The sequence below is a fragment of the Streptomyces uncialis genome (assembly GCF_001905345.1).
In the GTDB taxonomy this organism is placed as follows: Bacteria; Actinomycetota; Actinomycetes; order Streptomycetales; family Streptomycetaceae; genus Streptomyces; species Streptomyces uncialis.
Window position 1 is genome coordinate 361,029 of sequence record NZ_LFBV01000006.1, and the last position, 20,883, is coordinate 381,911.

A 20,883-nucleotide genomic window follows, 5' to 3' on the forward strand; every position below is an offset into this window, starting at 1 on the left:
TAGTCCTTCCCGCGCGCGGGAAGGCGCTAGTCCTTCGGGTCCGTGCCGTCGGCCGACGGGGAACCGGTGTCCCCGGAGCCGCCGGTGCCCTCGGTGCTGTCCGCGTCGTCCTGGGCCGCGCCGGCGTCCGGGGCGGAACCGTCCGCGCGTTCCGCCAGCAGCCGGGAGAGCCGACTGCCGACGATCCGCTGGAACTTGCGCTTCTGGGGGCGCGTACGGTCCAGGACCGCCACCTCCAGCCGCTCCGCGGGGATCTCCCGCTCCGTGCCGTTGGTGTCTCTCGACAGGGCCTGCACGGCGAGTCTCAGCGCCGCCGCCAGGGACATACCGTCCTCATGGCGCTGGTCCAGATACGTGCTGATCTGTTCGGCGTTGCCGCCGACCGCGACCGAGCCGTGCTCGTCCACGATCGAACCGTCGTGCGGCAGCCGGTAGATCTGGTCACCGTCGGGGGAATCCCCCACCTCGGCGACCACCAGTTCCACCTCGTACGGCTTCTCCGCCGAACTGGAGAAAATCGTGCCGAGGGTCTGGGCATAGACATTCGCCAGACCACGGGCGGTCACATCGTCACGGTCATAGGTGTATCCACGCAGATCGGCATAACGCACACCGCCGATCCGGAGATTCTCGTACTCGTTGTACTTACCGGCGGCGGCGAAACCGATCCGGTCGTAGATCTCGCTGAACTTGTGCAGCGCGCGGGACGGGTTCTCACCGACGAAGACAATGCCGTCGGCGAACTGGAGGACGACCAGGCTGCGGCCCCGGGCGATGCCCTTGCGCGCATACTCCGCCCGGTCGGCCATGGCCTGCTGGGGTGAGACATAGAACGGCGTAGACACCGGCTGTCCGTCCCTTTCTGTGAGTATCGATCAACGGTTTCGGCCGGCGGTTCAGAGCAGGGCGGCCCGCGGGCCGTCGGGCTGCTCCATACGCCGCTCCAGGATCGAGCGGGCGATCTCGGAGGACTCGGCCTCCGTCAGCCTGCGGAATCCGTCGTCGGTGATCACGGTGACGATCGGGTAGATCCGCCGGGCCACGTCCGGCCCACCGGTCGCCGAGTCGTCGTCGGCCGCGTCGTACAGCGCCTGCACCACGAGCGTGGTGGCCTGCTGCTCGGTGAGGTCCTCGCGGTAGAGCTTCTTCATCGACCCGCGCGCGAACAGCGAACCCGAGCCGGTGGCCGCGTAGCCGCGCTCCTCGCTCCGGCCGCCCGTCACGTCGTACGAGAAGATACGGCCCTTCTCGCGGTCCACGTCGTACCCGGCGAACAGCGGCACCACGGCCAGGCCCTGCATGGCCATACCGAGGTTGGAACGGATCATCGTGGAGAGCCGGTTCGCCTTGCCCTCCAGCGAGAGGCGGGTGCCCTCCACCTTCTCGAAGTGTTCGAGCTCCAGCTGGAACAGCTTCACCATCTCGACCGCGGGACCGGCCGAACCGGCGATACCGACGGCGGAGTACTCGTCCGCCGGGAAGACCTTCTCCATGTCGCGCTGGGCGATCAGATTGCCCATCGTGGCCCGCCGGTCACCGGCCAGCACCACGCCGCCCGGGAAGGTCACGGCGATGATCGTGGTGCCGTGCGGCGCCTCGATCACACCCTGGATCGGGGGCAGGTTCCGCCCGCCGGGGAGCAGCCCGGGCTGGTGGTCGGAGAGGAAGTCCACGAAGGACGACGATCCAGGCGTCAGGAAGGCCGCTGGTAGACGCCCGGTGCTACGACTGTTGGCTTCCACGGGATTCCCTCCAAAATAGGCGGCAGCCCGACGAACAGCGTCGGGATCATCTCCCAACTTGCCGATGGCCGAATTGCAGTTGAAGCACGGTACGCCACGGACCCTACCCGTCGCGGGGCACTGATCCACATGAGTGGCGGAGGTCGTCGGACGATCATCCGCCGGCCCCGCCGGACGGCACGCGCCCCACCGGGAGCGGCGACGGCCGAGCCGGACCGCCGGGAGGTGCCACGCGTACGGCACGGGACGGCTGCCGCGCCCCGGCCGGGGCGCGCGAGCGGCGCCCCGGAAGGGACCACGAGCCCGTGGTGGGGTGCCTCGTGGACGGGTGCGGGCACCCCACCCCGGACCTCCCGGGTACGGGAGCGGCAGCGGCTCCCGTACCCGATGGTGCGAACTACTGTCCGCCCTTCTGCACAAAGCTCCGGACGAAGTCCTCGGCGTTCTCCTCAAGCACGTCGTCGATCTCGTCCAGGACCGAGTCGACATCGTCGCTCAGCTTCTCCTGGCGCTCCTTGAGGTCCTCGGAGACCTGCGCGTCCTGCGCCTGCTCCTCGGTCTCCTCACTGGTTCGTGTGGCCTTCTGCTGTCCGCCGCCGGTGTCCTTGGTCGCCATCAACCCTCACCCCGCTCGGTTCGCCCGACTCAGTTCGATCGGTCAAGATCAGACCCTACAAGCAGGGTCCGACTTCGGCCCCCGTGTTTCCTGCACCGTCGGGGGCCCCTTTCCATGATTCCCGGTGGCGGTCCCTTTCAGCCCCGGGTCAGCCGCCGGACAGGACTTTGACGAGATCCTCGGCCGTACGGCAGCGGTCGAGCAGCTCTTTGACGTGATTACGCGTTCCGCGTAGCGGTTCCAGTGTGGGGACCCGCTGGAGCGAGTCCCGGCCGGGCAGGTCGAAGATCACGGAGTCCCAGGAGGCCGCCGCCACGTCGTCGGCGTACTGCTCCAGACAGCGGCCCCGGAAGTACGCCCGGGTGTCCTCCGGGGGCTTCGTACGGGCCCTCTCGACCTCCGTCTCGTCCAGCAGCCGCCGCATCCTGCCGCGGGCCACCAGACGGTTGTACAGGCCCTTGTCGGCCCGTACGTCGGCGTACTGGAGGTCGACCAGATGCAGCCGCGCCGCGTCCCAGTCCAGGTCGTCCCGCCGGCGGTAGCCCTCCATCAGCTCACGCTTGGCGACCCAGTCCAGCTCGCCCGAGAGGCTCATCGGGTCGTTCTCCAGCCGGTTCAGGGTGTCCTCCCAACGGCTGAGGACATCCTTGGTCTGCTCGTCGGCGTCGGACCCGAAACGCTCCTCCACGTACTTGCGCGACAGCTCGTAGTACTCCATCTGGAGCTGTACGGCGGTGAGCGTCCGGCCGCTGCGCAGCGTGATGAGGCGTCGCAGTCCGGGGTCGTGCGAGACCTGGTGCAGGGTGCGCACCGGCTGGTCCACCGCGAGGTCCACGGCGATGAAACCGTCCTCGATCATGGACAGCACCAGCGCGGTGGTGCCGAGCTTGAGGTAGGTGGAGATCTCCGAGAGGTTGGCGTCGCCGATGATCACATGGAGGCGGCGGTACTTCTCCGCGTCGGCGTGCGGCTCGTCGCGGGTGTTGATGATGGGCCGCTTGAGGGTGGTCTCCAGCCCCACCTCGACCTCGAAGTAGTCGGCGCGCTGACTGAGCTGGAAGCCGTGCTCGTGCCCGTCCTGGCCGATCCCGACCCGTCCGGCGCCGGTGACGACCTGCCGGGAGACGAAGAACGGCGTCAGATGGCGCACGATGTCCGAGAAAGCGGTCTCCCGCTTCATCAGATAGTTCTCGTGCGTGCCGTAGGACGCGCCCTTGTTGTCGGTGTTGTTCTTGTAGAGATGGATCGGCTGGGCACCGGGGAGCTGGGCCGCGCGCTCCGCGGCCTCCGCCATGATGCGCTCACCGGCCTTGTCCCACAGGACGGCGTCCCGGGGGTTGGTGATCTCCGGGGAGCTGTACTCGGGGTGGGCGTGGTCGACGTAGAGCCGCGCCCCGTTGGTCAGGATGACGTTGGCGAGCCCGATGTCCTCGTCGGTGAGCTGGCTGGAGTCGGCGGACTCACGCGCGAGGTCGAAGCCCCGGGCGTCCCGGAGCGGGTTCTCCTCCTCGAAGTCCCAGCGGGCCCGGCGTGCCCGGTGCATCGCCGCCGCGTAGGCGTTCACGATCTGGGACGAGGTGAGCATGGCATTGGCATTGGGGTGGCCGGGGACCGAGATCCCGTATTCCGTCTCGATGCCCATTACTCGCCGTACGGTCATGCGGCCCTCCTTGCCCGGCGGCGCCCCCGGGCGGGGGCGGCGCTCAAGTACCGCTGGTGCTCCGGTGCGTGTGCGGTGCCCGTCCCCGCACTGCGCGACGCGGCGGTACCCGAGAGCCTATGACGCCTCCGCGCTGGTGGGGAGATCATTCCGGTCATTGCCGTGTCGCGGTGCGGCGGCCTGGGGGACAGCCGGCCGCGGGTACCCACGGGCACCCGCGGCCGCCCTGTCCTAGAGGTACTGGCCGGTGTTCGCCACCGTGTCGATGGAGCGGCCGGTGTCGGCGCCCTGCTTCCCGGTGACAAGGGTGCGGATGTAGACGATCCGCTCGCCCTTCTTGCCGGAGATCCGGGCCCAGTCGTCCGGGTTGGTGGTGTTCGGGAGGTCCTCGTTCTCCTTGAACTCGTCCACGCACGCCTGGAGGAGGTGGGCGACCCGGAGGCCCTTCTGCTTGTGTTCGAGGAACGCCTTGATCGCCATCTTCTTGGCGCGTCCGACGATGTTCTCGATCATGGCGCCGGAGTTGAAGTCCTTGAAGTAGAGGACCTCCTTGTCACCGTTGGCGTAGGTGACCTCCAGGAAGCGGTTCTCCTCGGTCTCCGCGTACATCTGCTCCACGGCTGTCTGGATCATGCCGTGGACGGTGCCCCCGCGGTCGCCGCCGTGCTCCCCGAGGTCGTCGGAGTGCAGCGGGAGCCGCGCGGTCAGGTACTTGCCGAAGATGTCCTTGGCGGCCTCGGCGTCGGGGCGCTCGATCTTGATCTTCACATCGAGGCGGCCGGGACGCAGGATCGCGGGGTCGATCATGTCCTCACGGTTGGAGGCGCCGATGACGACCACGTTCTCCAGGCCCTCCACACCGTCGATCTCGGCGAGGAGCTGCGGGACGATGGTGTTCTCCACGTCCGAGCTGACGCCCGATCCACGGGTGCGGAAGAGGGACTCCATCTCGTCGAAGAAGACGATGACGGGGGTGCCCTCGCTGGCCTTCTCACGGGCCCGCTGGAAGATGAGACGGATCTGCCGCTCGGTCTCCCCGACGTACTTGTTGAGGAGCTCCGGGCCCTTGATGTTGAGGAAGAAGCTCTTGCCGGTGGCCTGGCCGGTGACCTCCGCGACCTTCTTCGCGAGGGAGTTGGCGACGGCCTTGGCGATCAGTGTCTTGCCGCAGCCGGGCGGGCCGTAGAGGAGGACGCCCTTGGGCGGGCGCAGTTCGTGCTCCTTGAACAGGTCGGGGTAGAGGTAGGGGAGCTCGACCGCGTCGCGGATCATCTCGATCTGGTTGCCCAGACCGCCGATCTGCTCGTAGCCGATGTCCGGGACCTCTTCGAGGACCAGTTCCTCGACCTCGCTCTTCGGCACGACCTCGTAGACGTAGCCGGAGCGGGGTTCGAGCAGGAGGGCGTCGCCGGGGCGGATGGTGATGTCGAGGAGGGGTTCCGCGAGGCGCACGACGCGCTCCTCGTCGGTGTGCCCGACCACCAGGGCGCGTTCGCCGTCCTCCAGGATCTCCTTGAGGGTGACGATGTCGCCGACGCGCTCGTAGGTCATGGCCTCGACCACGTTGAGCGCTTCGTTGAGCATGACTTCCTGGCCGCGCCTGAGCCCGTCGAGCTCGACGCTCGGGCTGACGTTCACCCGGAGTTTGCGGCCGCCGGTGAAGATGTCGGCGGTACCGTCCTCGTTGGCCACGAGGAAGACACCGAAGCCGGCGGGCGGCTGTGCGAGCCGGTCGACCTCTTCCTTGAGGGCCACGATCTGGTCGCGGGCCTCACGGAGCGTGTTCGCGAGCCGTTCGTTCTGCGCGGACACGCCGGCCAGGTTGGTCTGAAGCTCGACGATCCGCTCTTCGAGAATCCTCGTGTGCCGCGGAGAGTCGGCGAGCTTGCGTCGCAGGACGGCGATCTCCTGCTCAAGATAAGCGATCTGACCGGCCGGGTCATCGGACCCTCGACCCGGGCGGATGCCGCGGTTCATGTCGTCGTCGTGGGCTGCCACGGTCCTCACCTCCTCCAAGGGGAGCTGGACGCTTCCTGACCCTACCTGGGTGGGTGTCGATTGAAACCCCTAGATCACAAAGACCGTGGGGGTGTGTCCGATCTTCACCCTTGCGCTCTCCCTCACGCCAGGGGGATACCCAAGGAACCACGTCTGAAAGCGGCCGCGTATGCCCGGGAAGTGTTCAACACCCAACAGGGCGCGGCCGACTTGTGACGTGGTCGCCCCCTTCGACGGCCGGATCGGGGCACGGTGTGTGACGGCCGACACATGTACAGGGTGGGTGTTCCGTCATGGTTTTCGGCCAGGAGGGCGGGTTGCGGGACGGACTCCGCCGTGACGCTGCGTATGCCGCCTACGGGCTCCGTGGTGCCGGCACCGGCGGTTGTATCGTCGAGTCGTCCGGCACGAGCGGGACGCGGGACGGTGGCCGGCACGGCCGCTGTCCGGCAGGCGCACATTCATGGGTCAGGAGACACGACGGTGGGGCAAGAGGACCGGTCCGGCGCACAGGACGGCGCGGATCTGGAGGTGTGGATCGACCAGGATCTGTGCACGGGCGACGGCATCTGTGTGCAGTACGCCCCGGAGGTCTTCGAGCTGGACATCGACGGGCTGGCGTATGTGAAGGGCTCGGACGACGAGCTGCTCCAGCAGCCCGGGGCGACGACCCGGGTGCCGCTGCCGCTGCTGCGGGACGTGGCGGACTCCGCGAAGGAGTGCCCCGGGGACTGCATCCATGTCCGCCGGGTCGCCGACCAGGTCGAGGTGTACGGCCCGGACGCCGCCTGACGCGCGGTACGCGCGCGGGGTGCCGCGGGCCCCTTCGGCGCGCGGGTCGGCCCGCGCGGGTCAGACGCTGCGGGCGTCCGCCGGGTCGGAGGCGATGAAATGGCCGTCCCGCCATTTCCAGGTGGTGCGGCGGCGTTCGTCGGGGCAGCAGTTGGGTATGTCGGACGAGGAGTAGCCGAGGAGCGTCGCGGCGACGGCCGAGCCGCGTATCGCGAGGTCCATGACATTGAGCCGGTCCTTGGGCGCGACCAGGGTGGCGACGACCCGGGGGGCGGTGTCGGGGCGGGTGGAGCGGGTGATCACGTAGACGCCGTTGGGCGGGGTGCCCATCGACGAGTCGCAGCGGACGACCGCGACGGTCTCGGGGGTGCCGTCGCCGTCGAGGTCACCGGCGGCCGTTCTGACGACGACGGCCCGTACGGGCCCGCAGTCGATCGGGAACGTCACGTCGGCGGCGTCGGGGGCGGGCCCGGGAGCCCTCTTGGCGACGGCCTCGGGGCCGTCCTTCTGGACCGCGGTCGCCGCGTCGGGCTGGACGAAGGACGAGCCCGCGACGACGGCGGCGAGGGCCGCCGCGGTGGCCACCCAGTGGATGGGGCGTGTGTGCGTGTGCGCCAGTTCCGGAACGGCGGGTTGCTGCACGAGGAGTGTCTCCTGTGAGGGCTGTGCCGGTGGGGTGGCCAGCATCGTGCCACACCGCGCGGGGACAGGGAACGGCGGGGCCGGGGTTGGGCCGGGTCCGGCGATTCCCGCCGGGCCCGCGACACGGATCGCCGGACCCCGCCCGGGTTCCCGGGCCAACGAAAAGGCGCCTTCTCCGAGTTCCCGGAGCGTTCCGGGAACTCGGCGAAGGCGCCGGTGCGTTGAAGGCGGTACGGACCCCGGTCCGGCCGCGCGGGGCGTCCGGACACCGGTCCGTGGGCCGGTGCGCTCCGGTCCGCGAGGGCCGAAGGGGGTCGGGTGTACCGGGCGCGACGGGTCGCGCCGGGATCAGCGGGGGGTGCCGCCGTCGGCGTTGGGTCCGGTGTAGTCGTCACCGTAGGAGCCCTTGGAGGGGCGGCGGCGGCGCATCGGCGGCTCGACGCCGTCCGCGAGGCGGCGGGCGGTGAGGAGGAAGCCGGTGTGGCCGATCATCCGGTGGTCCGGGCGGACCGCGAGACCCTCGATGTGCCAGTTGCGGACCATCGACTCCCAGGCGGTCGGCTCGTTGAAGCAGCTGATCTCGCGGATGGACTCGACGGTCCGGGCGAGCTGGGTGGTGGTCGCCACGTAGCAGCAGAGGATGCCGCCGGGGACGAGGGCCTTGGAGACGGCCTCCAGGCACTCCCAGGGCGCCAGCATGTCCAGGATCACCCGGTCGACATCCGTGTCGGACAGATTGTCCTGGAGGTCGCCGACCGTGAGCTGCCAGGCCGGGTGGGGGGCGCCGAAGTAGCGCTCCACGTTCGCCCGGGCGATGTCCGCGAAGTCCTCGCGGCGCTCGTAGGAGTGGAGCATGCCCTGGTCACCGATGGCACGCAGCAGGAAGCTGCTGAGCGAGCCGGAGCCGACGCCCGCCTCCACGACGCGCGCGCCGGGGAAGATATCGGCGAAGGCCAGGATCTGACCCGCGTCCTTGGGGTAGACGACGGCCGCGCCTCTGGGCATGGACAGGACATAGTCGGGGAGCAGGGGGCGCAGCGCCAGATAGGCGACGTTTCCGGTGGTGCGGACAACGCTGCCCTCGGGGGAGCCGATCAGCTCGTCGTGCGGGAAGGAACCTTTGTGGGTATGAAAGTTCTTTCCGGCTTCGAGCGTGAACGTGTAGTGGCGTCCCTTGGGGTCGGTGAGCTGGACCTGGTCCCCGACCTCGAAGGGCCCGCGGCGGCGGGCGGCACCGGTCGGTTCGGACATGTGACCAGCCTACCGGTCGCCGGCAGACGCTCGGACCACGGCGGTCCGCGCCGCGGCGCGGACCGCCCGGGGCGGGGCCTGGTCAGCTGGGGCGGGCCATGGCCTTGACGAAGGCGCGTTCCACGTCGGCCGCGGACAGCACGCCGTAGATCTCGCCGGAGTCCTCGGTGACGAGGTACTCGGTCGCGGGGGTCGCGCGCAGGACGTCGAGCAGTTCCTCGCCGGCCAGCTCCGCGGAGACGCGCATCCCGTCGGTCAGCTCCTGGGCGAGCCCGCTCACGGCGACCCAGGGGCGCCGGTGCTCGGGCACCCCGACGATCGCGGCCTCCCTGACCACGGCGACGGGTTCCCCGTCGGGGGCGACGACGACGAGCGCGCGGGCCCCGGCGTCGTTGGCGCGGCGCAGGGCCTCGGACAGCGGGGTGGCGCTCTCCACGGGGACGGCCCGCCGGGTGAGGGTGCGGGCCCGCAGCTCGGGCAGGTGCTCACGCAGCCGGGCCACCCGCAGGCTGTTGCCCGCGCCGGTCCAGATGATGGCGGCGAGGATCGCCGCGAGCAGCGCGTCCGTGACGGTGTCCATGCCGTTGACCTCGGAGGCGGGGCCGAGGACTCCGGAGTGGGTGAGCAGCGGCAGCCCGATCAGCACGGCGACGGCGAGGGCGCGGCCCACCCACGCGGCGGCGACGGTGCCGCTCATGGGGTTGCCGGTGATCTTCCAGACGACGGCGCGCAGCATCCGGCCGCCGTCCAGCGGCAGCCCGGGGAGCAGGTTGAACGCGGCCACGATCAGGTTGGAGATCATCAGTCCGGCGAGCAGCACCCCCGGTACGGTGCCGGGTTCGACGAGCAGCATCCCGCCGTAGAAGAGGGCGGCGAGGACGAGCGACAGGAGCGGGCCGACGAACGCGAGGACGAACTCGCGGCCGGGCGTCTCGGACTCCTTCTCGATCTCGGAGACCCCGCCGAAGAACTGGAGCTGGATCCGGCGGACGGGCAGCTTGAAGCGGAGCGCGGCCACGGTGTGGGCCAGTTCATGGACGAGCACCGAGGCGTAGAACGCGACGGCGAAGAAGAGGGAGACCAGGTAGCGCAGTCCGCCGAGTTCCGGGAGCACCCGGTCCAGCTGGCCGCCGAAGACCCAGGTGATCAGTGCGGCGACGAGGAACCAGCTCGGGGCGACGTAGACCGGCACCCCGAAGGGGCGGCCCATGAGGATGCCGCCACCGGGTTCCTTGGGCCGCCGCGCCTTGCCGGGGCCGGGGGCCGGGGCGGGGGCGTCGCCCGAGCCGAACGGCTGGTGTCCGTGGGAGCCCGGGGTGTGCGCGGGCGGCGGACCGCCGACGGGAGCGTCCTGGCCGTCGTGGGCCGGGCGGTCCGGGTCACCGCTGTGGGCGTAGGGGTGCTGGGGGGCGCGGACGTGCGGCTTGGTGAGGGAGGTCCGGGCGGGCCGGTCGTCGTCACCGGCCGGAGGCGGGGTCACGTGGGCGCCGGGAGCGTCCGGGGCGGCGGGTGTGCCCGGGGCCTCCGGAGTGGCGGGGGCGTCCGGAGCGGCCGGGGCACCGGGGGTGCCGGGAACGTCCTGGGACGGGGTGGCCGGGGCGCCGGGAGCATCCGGGCCTGCGGCGACGTCCTGGGGCGGCATGTCCGGGGTCGCGGTGCCGCGGGGTGGGCGTGGTGCGCCGGGGGCCGGTGCGGCGTCCCCGGCGGGGGCGTCGGGGGCCGGTGGACGCTCCTCGGCGGATCGGTGGCCGGGCGTGCCGTCAGCCTGTGCGTCGCCGCGCGCGACACCGTCCCGGGGGTCCGGGGTGGTGTCCCGGTCCTCCGGATCCGGGCGGTGCCCGGCCCCGGATTCGCTGTCCGGCTGCGGCTGACCGCTCCCGCCGCTCTCGTCCACGGTTTCCTCTCGTTCGGCGTTCCCTCACTCCCGATCATGCAGGGCGGAGGGGTCTGCCGTCGATGGTATGCGGATCGGTGTCGGTGGCGGGTCGTAGGGTCTGTCCTCATGGAGACCCGTACCGGCGATGCCGTGGCACCCACACGTCCGGCGTCGCTGTCGCCGTCGCGCGCGAGCGACTTCATGCAGTGCCCGTTGCTGTACCGCTTCAGGGTGATCGACAAGCTGCCCGAGAAGCCGAGTGCCGCGGCGACCCGCGGGACGCTCGTGCACGCCGTACTCGAAAAGCTGTTCGACGCACCGGCCGCCGAGCGGACCGCGCCCCGCGCCAAGGCCCTGATCCCCGGCCAGTGGGACCGGCTGCGGGAGGCCAGACCTGAGCTGGCCGGCCTCTTCAAGGACGATGCCGGCGGCGCCGCGGCCGGGTCGGACGCGTCCGCCGCCGCGGCGGAGGACGGGGGGCCCGTCGAGGCCGCGCGGCTCGCCCAGTGGCTGACGGAGGCCGAGCAGCTGGTGGAGCGCTGGTTCACGCTGGAGGACCCGACCCGGCTGGAGCCCGCCGAGCGGGAGCTCTTCGTGGAGACGGAGCTGTCGTCGGGCCTCAAGCTGCGCGGGATCATCGACCGGGTGGATGTCGCGCCCAGCGGTGAGGTCCGGATCGTGGACTACAAGACGGGCAAGGCGCCGCGTCCGCAGTACGCCGACGGCCCGCTGTTCCAGATGAAGTTCTACGCGCTCGTCGTCTGGCGGCTGAAGGGTGTGGTGCCGCGCCGTCTCCAGCTGGTGTACCTCGGCAGCGGCGACATCATCACGTACGACCCCGTGATCGCCGATCTGGAGCGGGTCGAGCGCAAGGTCCTCACCCTGTGGGAGGCGATCCGGGCGGCGACGGAGAGCGGTGAGTGGCGCCCCCGGCCGACGAAGCTGTGCGGCTGGTGCGACCACCGGGCCGTGTGCCCGGAGTTCGGCGGCACTCCCCCGCCCTATCCGCTGCCGGTCGTGCCGCCGCCGGCCGAGCCCGGGGCGCCGGGGGCGGCGAGCCCGGAGCAGGGCAGAATGGGCGGGGACTAGCGAAGGAGACTTACGTGGCCATCCGTGTCCTACTGGTCGACGACCAGCCGCTGCTGCGCACCGGCTTCCGGATGATCCTGGAGGCAGAGGCGGACCTCGCGGTCGTCGGCGAAGCCGGAGACGGCCTCCAGGCTCTCGACCAGGTACGCGCGCTTCAGCCCGATGTGGTCCTCATGGACATCCGGATGCCCCGGATGGACGGTGTCGAGGCGACCCGCCAGATCACCGGTCCCGGCCGGGACGGTCCGGCGAAGGTGCTCGTCCTGACGACGTTCGACCTCGACGAGTACGTCGTCGAGGCGCTCAGGGCGGGGGCGAGCGGGTTCCTGCTGAAGGACGCCCCGGCGAACGAGCTGGTGCAGGCCATCCGTGTCGTGGCGGCGGGTGAGGCGATGCTCGCGCCGAGCATCACCCGGCGGCTGCTCGACAAGTACGCCGACCATCTGCCCTCGGGTGACGAGCCCGTGCCGGACACCCTGCACACGCTCACCGACCGGGAGGTGGAGGTGCTGAAGCTGGTGGCGCGCGGACTGTCGAACGCGGAGATCGCGGCGGACCTGTTCGTCAGCGAGACCACCGTGAAGACCCATGTGGGGCATGTGCTGACCAAGTTGGGCCTGCGGGACCGGGTGCAGGCGGCCGTGTACGCCTATGAGAGCGGACTGGTCCGGCCCGGGGCGCAGTAGCCCCCCGGCCCGCGACGGCAGCGCGCCGGCCCGGGTCCGAAGCCTTGGCTTCGGACCCGGGCCGGCGCGCTTGTGGTGCCCCCGGTCGGTCGGGGTCAGCCCTTGCTGATCTCCCAGAAGCGGAAGACGGTCGACGCGTCGAGGCACTTCTCCAGCCCGTAGACCCTGTCACGGACCACCGCGTACTGCTTCGCCTGCCACAGCGGGATGATCGGTACATCCCGGGCGACCGCGTTCTGGAGCTTGGCGTAGTCGCCGCTGGTCGCCGAACGGTCGTTCTCGGCGGCCGTCGCGGGGATGATCTCCTCCGTGATGACGCGGTTCACGTACTCGTTCTCCAGGACGTTGCCCTTGCCGAAGAACGGCTGGGTGAAGTTGTCCGGGTCCGGGTAGTCGGGCACCCAGCCCTTGACGTACACCCCGTACTCGCCCGCGGCGATGCCCTTCTCGTACTCGGCGAACTCGACGGAGCGCACCTTGGCGTCGAAGAGCCCGCTGGCGTTGAGCTGTTCGGCTATCGCCCGGAACTCCTTGTCGGTGGACGGGCCGTAGCGGGACGGCGTCGACCACAGGGTGATGTCCACCTTCTCGGTGATGCCCTCGTCCCGGAGTGCCTTCTTGGCCTTCTCCGGCTCGGGGCGCGACCCGTACTCGTCGAAGAAGGCCGTGTTGTGCGCCGTGATACCGGCCGGGATGATCGAGTAGAGCGGCGCGGCGGTGGAGTCGTAGACCTGCTGGACCAGGGCTTCCCGGTCGATGAGGTACGCCATCGCCTTGCGTACGCCGTCCTTGCGGGTGACCGGGTGCTTCATGTTGAGGACCAGGTGCTGGACCTCGGCGCTGGTGCCGGGGACGATGTCGATCCCGGATCCGGTGCTGGTGTCGCGCTCGATCTCCGCGATGTCCTGGGCTTCGAGGCCGCGGTAGGCGACATCGACGTCCTCGGCGAGGAGCGCCTTCTTCAGGGCCGGCTGGTCACCGTCGAAGAGACGCAGGACGACACGGGAGTTCTTGATCTCCGCGGGGCCCTTGTAGGAGCCGCTGCGGGAGAACTCGGCGCGCTCCTTGGAGAACGAGTCGAGCTTGTAGGGGCCCGAGCCGACGGCCTTTCCGTCGGTGCGGAGCTTGTCGGCGGGGTACTCGCGGCGGTCCACGATCGATCCCGCGCCGGAGGCGATCTTGCTGGGGAAGGTGGCGTCGGGGACGTTGAGGTGGAAGACGACCGTCCGTTCGTCGGGTGTCTCGACCTTTTCGAGCATCGGGAACATGATCGCCGGGCCCGCGTCGTCGTTGATGCGCAGGGTCCGGTCGAAGGAGAACTTCACATCGGCGGAGGTGAGTTCGTTGCCGTTGCTGAACTTGAGGCCGTCACGCAGGGTGCAGGTGAACACCTGTGTCCGGGTGTCCGTGAACCCGCACTTGCGCGCCGCCTCCGGCTCCGGCTCGGTGCTGCCGACCGGGAAGCTCAGCAATGACTGGTACACGTTGTTGAACAGCAGCCACGACCCCGGGTCGTAACCGGAGGCCGGGTCGGTGGTCTGGACGTCGTCGGACATGCCTACCACTACCGAGGCTCCACTGCCGGAGTCGCCGTCCTCCGTACCGCAGCCGGTCAGCGTGGCGGCGGCCAGTCCTGTCGCTATGGACAGGACCGACCACTGGGTGCGCTTATTCACGATCTACCTTGTCGGTCCAAGGGAGATCAGCCGCTGACTCCCCGGCTGAGCTCCCACAGCTGAAGGTTCGACGAGGAGTCGAGTGCCCATTCGACTCCCTGGATGTCGTCGCGCGCGGCGACGTACTGCTTGCCCTGCCACAGGGGCAGGACGGGTACGTCGTCGGCGACGATGTTCTGGATCTCCTCGATGCTGTCCGACGCGATCAGCCGGTCTGCCTCCCGGCGCGACTGGGGGATCAGGTCGTCACGGATGGCGCTGTTCACATAGGGCAGCGCGAGGAAATTGCCCTCGTCGAGGAAGGGGGCGAGGAAGTTGTCGGCATCGGGGAAGTCAGGGAACCAACCGAGGCCGTAGACCGCGTATTTGCCGTCGAGCCCATCAGCACGGAAGTCGGTCCACTTCGTGCCCTTGATCTCGACCTTGAAGAGACCACTGCGATCGAGCTGCGTCTTCAGCACCTCGAACTCCTTCTTGGTGCCGGAGCCGTAGTGGTCGGTGGTGTAGTTCAGGGTGAGCCTGACCGGTGTGGTCACACCCGCCTTGCTCAGGATCTGGCGTGCCTTGTCGGCGCTGGGGGCGCCGTACTTGTTGAAGAACGCGTTGGAGTGTCCGGTGATGTTGGCCGGAACGAGGGAGAAGAGGGGTTCGGCCATCTCGCCGTACACCGTGGAGGCGAGCTGACCGCGGTCGATGATCTGGGCCATGGCCTGGCGGACGGCTTTGTCGCGCACGACCGGCGCCTCGGTGTTGAAGCCGAGGTAGCGGATCTCCAGCCCGGGGGTCGCGGTCAGCTTGACGTCCCCCGTCGTAGCGCTGGAGAGCTTCTCGACCTGTGCCGGGGTCATGGTGCGGGTCATGAGATCGATGTCGCCCTTGTCGAGTGCGGCGCCCATGGCGTCGGCGTCGGCGAAGGGACGGAGTTCGATGCTGTTGTTCTTGGGGGTGAGCTGGCCCGTGTAGCGGTCGTTCTTGGTGAACACGGCCTTGGCGATCGTGTCGCCCTTGACCTCGGCCCGCAGGGTGTAGGGGCCGGAGCCGTCGACCTTGAACCCGGTGCGGAGCTTGTCCCGGGGGTACTCCTCGGGGTGGACGATGCCCGCGACAGGGGTGGCGAGCTTGTACGGGAAGGTCGCGTCAGGGGTCCTCAGATGGAAGATGACCTTCTTGTAGCCCTGGGTCTCGATGGTGTCGACGGTGCTCAGCAGGCCCGAGACGCCCGTGGACGCCTTGATGCCGAGGACCCGGTCGATCGAGTACTTGACGTCGGTCGCGGTGATCGCGTCGCCGCTCGCGAACTTGAGACCGTCCCGCAGGGTGCACTCGTAGCGCTCGTTGCCGCTGTCGGTGAAACCGCACTCCTTGGCGGCCTCCGGGACCGGCTCGCCGCCGCCGCGGGGCATGGTCATCAGGGTCTGGAGGGTCTGCCGGAGCAGGTTCCAGGAGCCCGCGTCGTAGGCGTACGCCGGGTCGAGAGGTGCCGGAGCTTCCTTGGAGGCCGTGTACGAGTCGGTGGTGCCGACCGTGATCGCGCCGCCCGCCCGGCCGCCGTCGTCGGACCCGCCGCACGCGGCGAGCACCGGGGCGAGCAGACCGATCACGGCCGGCAGCACCAACGTCTTGCGGTTCATGGGCGGGATTCTCCAGAGCTGTTGATCCCATGACACCGGCGACGGGGGTGTGAGGGCGGTGTCCGGGGTTCCGGCGATGTTCTCGCCACGAGATTAGTGCGGCTGCCGACGGGGCCCCGACCGGGCGGCCCATGACCGTCCATCACGCTCCGGAACGGGGCGCGGACACACCGAAAGACCGATGGAGGAAGGTATCCGTCCACGCTTTCACCAATCGGGACACATAGCCCCGACTCCGTCCCGTACCGGGGCGGTACCGGCACGGGGCGGGCCCCCTGTCGACCCCCCTCGGGGTGGCAAAGCTCACACGGGAGACTTGAGTGCGGAGCGTCCGGGGCCGCGTGGGGTGAGACGCAATTCACCCGAACCGGGCGGCGGGGCCGCACAGTTGGCGGGTCACGGGTACGGAGGAGCACCCCGCCGGACGGGATGCCCACGAGGGGCGGGGCCGCTGATCAGACGCGGTGCGGGCCGGTCAGTTCAGACTCATCAGACCGTGCAGGAACGGCAGGTTCACCTGCTCCAGCGAGGTCACCACGGTCCGCCCCGGGCTCGCCTCGATCGGTGCCACGGAGGGCACCGCGACGACCCGGCAGCCGGCCGCCTCGGCGGCCGTGACCCCGGTGACGGTGTCCTCGACGACGGCGCAGCGCGCGGGTTCGGCGTTCAGCCCGGCCGCGGCCAGCAGATACGGGTCGGGGAACGGCTTCGTGCGCTCCACCTCGTCCCCGGCGACGGTCAGGGCGAAGTTGGCGTGGCCGAGCGAGTGCAGGACGCGGTCGATGATGCGGCGGTGGGACGCGGAGACCAGGGCGGTGGGGACGCGGTGGGCGGCCAGTTCCGCGAGCAGCCGGGCGGCGCCGGGCATCAGGGGCAGGGCGCGGCCGATACGGCGCTCGAACTCGTCGTTGAGCAGGACGGTGAGCTCCGCGAGGGTGATGTCCGCGCCGGTCGCCGTGATGAGGAAGCCCGCGCTGCGGGTCATGGGGCCGCCGACCACGACCTGCTGCCACGCGTCGTCCAGCCGGTGCCCGAGCCCGGCGAAGACCGCGACCTCGGCGTCCCACCAGAAGCCCTCGGTGTCCACGAGGGTGCCGTCCATGTCGAGGAGGACGGCCTGGAGCGGGGAGCCGTCGGCGGATCTGGTACCGAGGGCGGGAACCGTACTGGTCATCCGGGCACACCTCCATGAGGGACGAAGAGGCCGACCGCCGCTCCCGTGGGAACAGCAGCCGGCCTGCGCTGGACCGACCAGTGTACGACTTGACGGCCGGAATGGCTCTGCGAACGGTGCGGCTTCCCGGCGGGCGGGGCCGCGCCCGTCACGGTGCCGGTCCGGGGCGGGCGGGCGCCCGGGACATCCGGGGCCGGGCCGTCACGAGGGACTGCCGGGGCAGGTGGCCACGGGTGACCGCCCGGCCCCGGTGGTCACCGTGCGTTGAAGTACTTCGCCTCCGGGTGGTGGATGACGATCGCGTCCGTGGACTGCTCGGGGTGGAGCTGGAACTCCTCGGAGAGGACCACCCCGATCCGCTCGGGGTCCAGCAGCCGGGCGATCTTCGCGCGGTCCTCCAGATCGGGGCAGGCGCCGTAGCCCAGCGAGAAACGGGCACCCCGGTACTTCAGGGCGAACATGTCCTCGACGTCGGAGGGGTCCTCGGCGGAGTAGCCCAGCTCGGAGCGGACCCGGGCGTGCCAGTACTCGGCGAGGGCCTCCGCGAGTTGGACGGAGAGACCGTGCAGCTCCAGATAGTCGCGGTAGGCGTTGGCCTCGAAGAGTTCGGCGGTGGCCTCCCCGATCCGGGAGCCCATGGTGACGACCTGGAGGCCCACCACATCGGTCTCGCCGGACTCCTCGGGGCGGAAGAAGTCCGCGAGACACAGCCGGCGGCCACGGCGCTGGCGGGGGAAGGAGAAGCGGGTGCGCTCGTTGCCCTCGTCGTCCAGGATGATCAGGTCGTCGCCCTTGGAGACGCAGGGGAAGTAGCCGTAGACGACGGCCGCCTCCAGCAGGTTCTCCGTCTGGAGCTTGTCGAGCCAGCCGCGCAGCCGGGGGCGGCCCTCGGACTCCACGAGCTCCTCGTACGTGGGGCCGTCGCCCTTGCGGTTCTGCTTGAGGCCCCACTGGCCCTTGAACAGGGCGCCCTCGTCCAGCCAGGAGGCGTACTCCTTGAGCTGGATGCCCTTGATGACCCGGGTGCCGAGGAAGGGCGGGGTGGGCAGCGGGTTGTCGGTGGACACGTCCGAGCGGACGGTGCCCTCCTCGGGCTGCTCCTCCACGGCGGGCGCGGCGGTGGCGCGGACCCGGCGCTGCTTCAGCTCGGGCAGGGTCGCGCCGGGCACCCCGCGCTTGACGGCGATCAGGGCGTCCATGAGGCGCAGGCCCTCGAAGGCGTCACGGGCGTAGCGGACCTCGCCCTGGTAGATCTCGTGGAGGTCCTGCTCGACATAGGCGCGGGTGAGCGCCGCGCCGCCGAGGATGACGGGGTAGTCGGCGGACATCCCGCGCTGGTTCAGCTCCTGGAGGTTCTCCTTCATGATCACGGTGGACTTCACCAGGAGGCCGGACATGCCGATGACGTCGGCGCGGTGCTCCTCGGCGGCGTCCAGGATCGCGGAGACGGGCTGCTTGATGCCCAGGTTGACGACGTTGTAGCCGTTGTTGGACAGGATGATGTCGACGAGGTTCTTGCCGATGTCGTGGACGTCGCCGCGGACGGTGGCGAGCACGATGGTGCCCTTGCCGTCGGCGTCCGTCTTCTCCATGTGCGGTTCGAGGTAGGCGACCGCGGTCTTCATCACCTCGGCGGACTGGAGGACGAACGGCAGCTGCATCTGGCCGGAGCCGAACAGTTCGCCGACGACCTTCATCCCGTCCAGCAGGGTCTCGTTGACGATGTCGAGGGCGGGGCGCTCGGTGAGGGCGGCGGCGAGGTCGGTGTCCAGGCCGTTCTTCTCACCGTCGATGATGCGGCGCTTGAGCCGCTCGTCGAGGGGCAGCGCGGCGAGCTCCTCGGCCTTGCCCTCCTTCATCGACTTGGTGTCGACGCCGTCGAAGAGTTCGAGGAGGCGCTGAAGGGGGTCGTAGCCCTCGGCGCGCCGGTCGTAGATGAGGTCGAGGGCGACCTTGACCTGCTCCTCCTCCAGCCGGGCGATGGGCAGGATCTTCGACGCGTGCACGATGGCCGAGTCGAGTCCGGCCTTGACGCACTCGTCGAGGAAGACGGAGTTGAGGACGAGCCGGGCGGCCGGGTTGAGGCCGAAGGAGATGTTCGACAGACCGAGGGTCGTCTGGACGTCCGGGCGGCGCCGCTTGAGTTCCCGGATGGCCTCGATCGTGGCGACGCCGTCCTTGCGGGACTCCTCCTGACCGGTGCAGATGGTGAAGGTCAGGGTGTCGATGAGGATGTCCGACTCGTGGATGCCCCAGTTGCCGGTGAGGTCGTCGATGATGCGTTCCGCGATGGCGATCTTCGTCTCGACGGTACGGGCCTGGCCCTCCTCGTCGATGGTGAGGGCCATCAGGGCGGCGCCGTGCTCCTTGGCCAGCGCGGTGACCTTGGCGAAGCGGGACTCGGGGCCGTCGCCGTCCTCGTAGTTCACGGAGTTGATGACGGCCCGGCCGCCGAGCTTCTCCAGGCCCGCGCGCAGCACCTCGACCTCGGTGGAGTCGAGGACGATGGGCAGGGTGGACGCGGTGGCGAAGCGTCCGGCCAGCTCGGCCATGTCGGCGACGCCGTCCCGGCCGACGTAGTCGACACAGAGGTCGAGCATATGGGCGCCCTCGCGGATCTGTTCGCGGACCAGCTCCACGCAGTCGTCCCAGCGGCCGTCGAGCATCGCGGTGCGGAACTTCTTCGAGCCGTTGGCGTTGGTGCGCTCGCCGATCGCGAGGTACGCGGTGTCCTGCCGGAACGGCACGGTCTGGTAGAGGGACGCGGCGCCGGGCTCGGGGCGGGGCTCACGGCCGGGCGGGGTGAGGCCGCGGACGCGTTCCACGACCTGGCGCAGATGCTCGGGGGTGGTACCGCAGCAGCCGCCGACGAGGGACAGTCCGTACTCGCGGACGAACGTCTCCTGGGCGTCGGCGAGTTCGGGGGCACCGAGCGGGTAGTGGGCGCCGTTCTTGCCGAGGACCGGCAGTCCCGCGTTGGGCATGCAGGACAGCGGGATACGGGAGTGCCGGGCGAGATAGCGCAGATGCTCGCTCATCTCGGCGGGGCCTGTGGCGCAGTTGAGACCGATCATGTCGATCCCGAGCGGCTCCAGGGCCGTGAGCGCCGCGCCGATCTCCGAGCCGAGGAGCATGGTGCCGGTGGTCTCGACGGTCACCGAGCAGATCACCGGCAGATTGGCGCCGGTGGCCTCCAGGGCACGGCGGGCGCCGAGCACGGCGGCCTTCGTCTGGAGGAGGTCCTGGGTGGTCTCCACCATGAGGGCGTCGGCGCCGCCCTCGATCATGCCCTCCGCGTTGCTCTGGTAGTAGTCGCGCAGGGTGGTGTACGCGGCGTGGCCCAGGGTGGGGAGCTTGGTGCCGGGGCCCATGGAGCCGAGGACCCAGCGCTGCTGACCGGTCGACGCGGTGAACTCGTCCGCGACCTCACGGGCGATCCGGGCTCCGGACTCGGACAGTTCGTGGACCCGCTCGGGGATGTCGTACTCGGCGAGCGCGGCGAAGTTGGCGCCGAAGGTGTTGGTCTCCACGCAGTCGACACCGACGGCGAAGTACTCCTCGTGGACCGACCGGACGATGTCCGGGCGGGTGACGTTGAGGATCTCGTTGCAGCCCTCAAGGTCTTCGAAGTCCTCAAGGGTCGGGTCCTGTGCCTGGAGCATCGTGCCCATCGCGCCGTCGGCGACGACGACTCTGGTGGCGAGTGCTTCGCGCAGGGCGTCGATGCGGGTACGGCTGTCAACGGGCGCGGTCGGCGGGGTCGGCGACGAGGCCATGTAAGGGCTCCCTGGTTGCGACGGCTGTCGGCTTTGCGGCTCCTCCGGGAAGGCGCACCCGCCCAGGGTAGCGGGGCCGCCGCCCGGTGCGCCCGTAGCGTCCAGGGGGCGGACCGGTTCGTGGCGGTTCGCCCCGCGACCGCCCCGGGCGTACGGGCCCGGTCCGGTCCCGCGGGTGCGCGGGGCGGCGGGGCGCGCGGGGTCGTGCGCGCTGGGCCGGGTGAGCGGTCCCGCTGGGCCGCCCGGGTGGTTTCGCACCGCGCGGGCGGCCGGG

At 70.1% G+C, this 20,883-nt stretch carries 15 protein-coding genes and 1 pseudogene; 3 read left to right on the plus strand and 13 right to left on the minus strand.

What is annotated here, in order from left to right:
• Nucleotides 1-26: 26 nt before the first annotated feature.
• The 6 genes and pseudogenes from prcA to arc all read right to left on the minus strand — a co-directional run bounded on the left by prcA (nt 27) and on the right by arc (nt 6,016).
• Nucleotides 27-845: a proteasome subunit alpha gene (gene prcA / locus AB852_RS24085; RefSeq protein WP_073792256.1), complete on the minus strand. Its 819-nt coding sequence runs from the start codon at nt 843-845 to the stop codon at nt 27-29.
• Nucleotides 846-896: 51 nt separating this feature from the next.
• Nucleotides 897-1,742, minus strand: a complete 846-nt coding sequence (gene prcB / locus AB852_RS38770) for a proteasome subunit beta (RefSeq protein ID WP_073792403.1) — start codon at nt 1,740-1,742, stop codon at nt 897-899.
• Nucleotides 1,694-1,880 (minus strand): annotated as a pseudogene (locus tag AB852_RS38775) (endonuclease domain-containing protein); the annotation flags it as partial. The gene prcB and the pseudogene AB852_RS38775, both read right to left, overlap by 49 nt.
• A gap of 259 nt (nt 1,881-2,139) precedes the next feature.
• Complete coding sequence (locus tag AB852_RS24100) at nt 2,140-2,358, minus strand: ubiquitin-like protein Pup (RefSeq protein WP_073792257.1); 219 nt, start codon at nt 2,356-2,358, stop codon at nt 2,140-2,142.
• Between the two features lie 148 nt (nt 2,359-2,506).
• On the minus strand, nt 2,507-4,018 hold the full coding sequence (dop, locus tag AB852_RS24105; protein ID WP_342634489.1) for a depupylase/deamidase Dop: 1,512 nt from the start codon (nt 4,016-4,018) through the stop codon (nt 2,507-2,509).
• Between the two features lie 231 nt (nt 4,019-4,249).
• Nucleotides 4,250-6,016 carry a proteasome ATPase gene (gene arc / locus AB852_RS24110; protein WP_073792259.1) on the minus strand — a complete coding sequence of 589 codons (1,767 nt, stop codon included), beginning with the start codon at nt 6,014-6,016 and terminating at the stop codon, nt 4,250-4,252.
• A 483-nt stretch (nt 6,017-6,499) separates the two neighbouring features.
• Here arc and AB852_RS24120 point away from each other — a divergent pair, with 483 nt between their 5' ends.
• Nucleotides 6,500-6,808 (plus strand): ferredoxin, encoded by a 309-nt coding sequence (locus AB852_RS24120; protein ID WP_073792260.1) that lies wholly within the window; start codon nt 6,500-6,502, stop codon nt 6,806-6,808.
• Nucleotides 6,809-6,868: 60 nt separating this feature from the next.
• Here the strand turns inward: AB852_RS24120 and AB852_RS24125 are convergent, their stop codons facing one another.
• The 3 genes from AB852_RS24125 to AB852_RS24135 form a co-directional block, all read right to left on the minus strand.
• Entirely contained in the window at nt 6,869-7,450 is a 582-nt protein-coding gene (locus AB852_RS24125; protein WP_073792261.1) for a hypothetical protein, read from the minus strand.
• A gap of 348 nt (nt 7,451-7,798) precedes the next feature.
• Nucleotides 7,799-8,701 carry a tRNA (adenine-N1)-methyltransferase gene (locus AB852_RS24130; RefSeq protein ID WP_073792262.1) on the minus strand — a complete coding sequence of 301 codons (903 nt, stop codon included), beginning with the start codon at nt 8,699-8,701 and terminating at the stop codon, nt 7,799-7,801.
• A gap of 82 nt (nt 8,702-8,783) precedes the next feature.
• Nucleotides 8,784-10,595, minus strand: coding sequence for a site-2 protease family protein (locus AB852_RS24135; RefSeq protein WP_073792263.1), 1,812 nt, complete (start codon nt 10,593-10,595; stop codon nt 8,784-8,786).
• 108 nt (nt 10,596-10,703) lie between these two features.
• Between AB852_RS24135 and AB852_RS24140 the strand changes: the two genes are divergently transcribed.
• Entirely contained in the window at nt 10,704-11,666 is a 963-nt protein-coding gene (locus tag AB852_RS24140; RefSeq protein WP_073792264.1) for a RecB family exonuclease, read from the plus strand.
• A gap of 14 nt (nt 11,667-11,680) precedes the next feature.
• The gene (locus AB852_RS24145; RefSeq protein WP_073792265.1) at nt 11,681-12,352 is read left to right on the plus strand and encodes a response regulator; all 672 of its coding nucleotides are present in this window, start codon (nt 11,681-11,683) and stop codon (nt 12,350-12,352) included.
• Between the two features lie 95 nt (nt 12,353-12,447).
• On the opposite strand, the gene AB852_RS24150 is transcribed toward AB852_RS24145, so the two are convergent.
• The 4 genes from AB852_RS24150 to metH form a co-directional block, all read right to left on the minus strand.
• Complete coding sequence (locus AB852_RS24150) at nt 12,448-14,028, minus strand: ABC transporter substrate-binding protein (RefSeq protein ID WP_073792266.1); 1,581 nt, start codon at nt 14,026-14,028, stop codon at nt 12,448-12,450.
• Nucleotides 14,029-14,054: 26 nt separating this feature from the next.
• Nucleotides 14,055-15,659 carry an ABC transporter substrate-binding protein gene (locus tag AB852_RS24155; protein ID WP_073792267.1) on the minus strand — a complete coding sequence of 535 codons (1,605 nt, stop codon included), beginning with the start codon at nt 15,657-15,659 and terminating at the stop codon, nt 14,055-14,057.
• Between the two features lie 475 nt (nt 15,660-16,134).
• Nucleotides 16,135-16,833, minus strand: coding sequence for an HAD family hydrolase (locus AB852_RS24160; protein WP_073792268.1), 699 nt, complete (start codon nt 16,831-16,833; stop codon nt 16,135-16,137).
• 254 nt (nt 16,834-17,087) lie between these two features.
• Complete coding sequence (metH, locus tag AB852_RS24165; RefSeq protein ID WP_073792269.1) at nt 17,088-20,609, minus strand: methionine synthase; 3,522 nt, start codon at nt 20,607-20,609, stop codon at nt 17,088-17,090.
• Nucleotides 20,610-20,883: the final 274 nt, after the last annotated feature.

Bases quoted from the DNA above. Each gene is read 5' to 3' on its own strand.
- AB852_RS24140 (WP_073792264.1), top strand. From the start codon at position 10,704: ATGGAGACCCGTACCGGCGATGCCGTGGCACCCACACGTCCGGCGTCG.
- metH (WP_073792269.1), bottom strand. From the start codon at position 20,609: ATGGCCTCGTCGCCGACCCCGCCGACCGCGCCCGTTGACAGCCGTACC.
- AB852_RS24100 (WP_073792257.1), bottom strand. From the start codon at position 2,358: ATGGCGACCAAGGACACCGGCGGCGGACAGCAGAAGGCCACACGAACC.
- AB852_RS24160 (WP_073792268.1), bottom strand. From the start codon at position 16,833: ATGACCAGTACGGTTCCCGCCCTCGGTACCAGATCCGCCGACGGCTCC.
- AB852_RS24155 (WP_073792267.1), bottom strand. From the start codon at position 15,659: ATGAACCGCAAGACGTTGGTGCTGCCGGCCGTGATCGGTCTGCTCGCC.
- dop (WP_342634489.1), bottom strand. From the start codon at position 4,018: ATGACCGTACGGCGAGTAATGGGCATCGAGACGGAATACGGGATCTCG.
- AB852_RS24130 (WP_073792262.1), bottom strand. From the start codon at position 8,701: ATGTCCGAACCGACCGGTGCCGCCCGCCGCCGCGGGCCCTTCGAGGTC.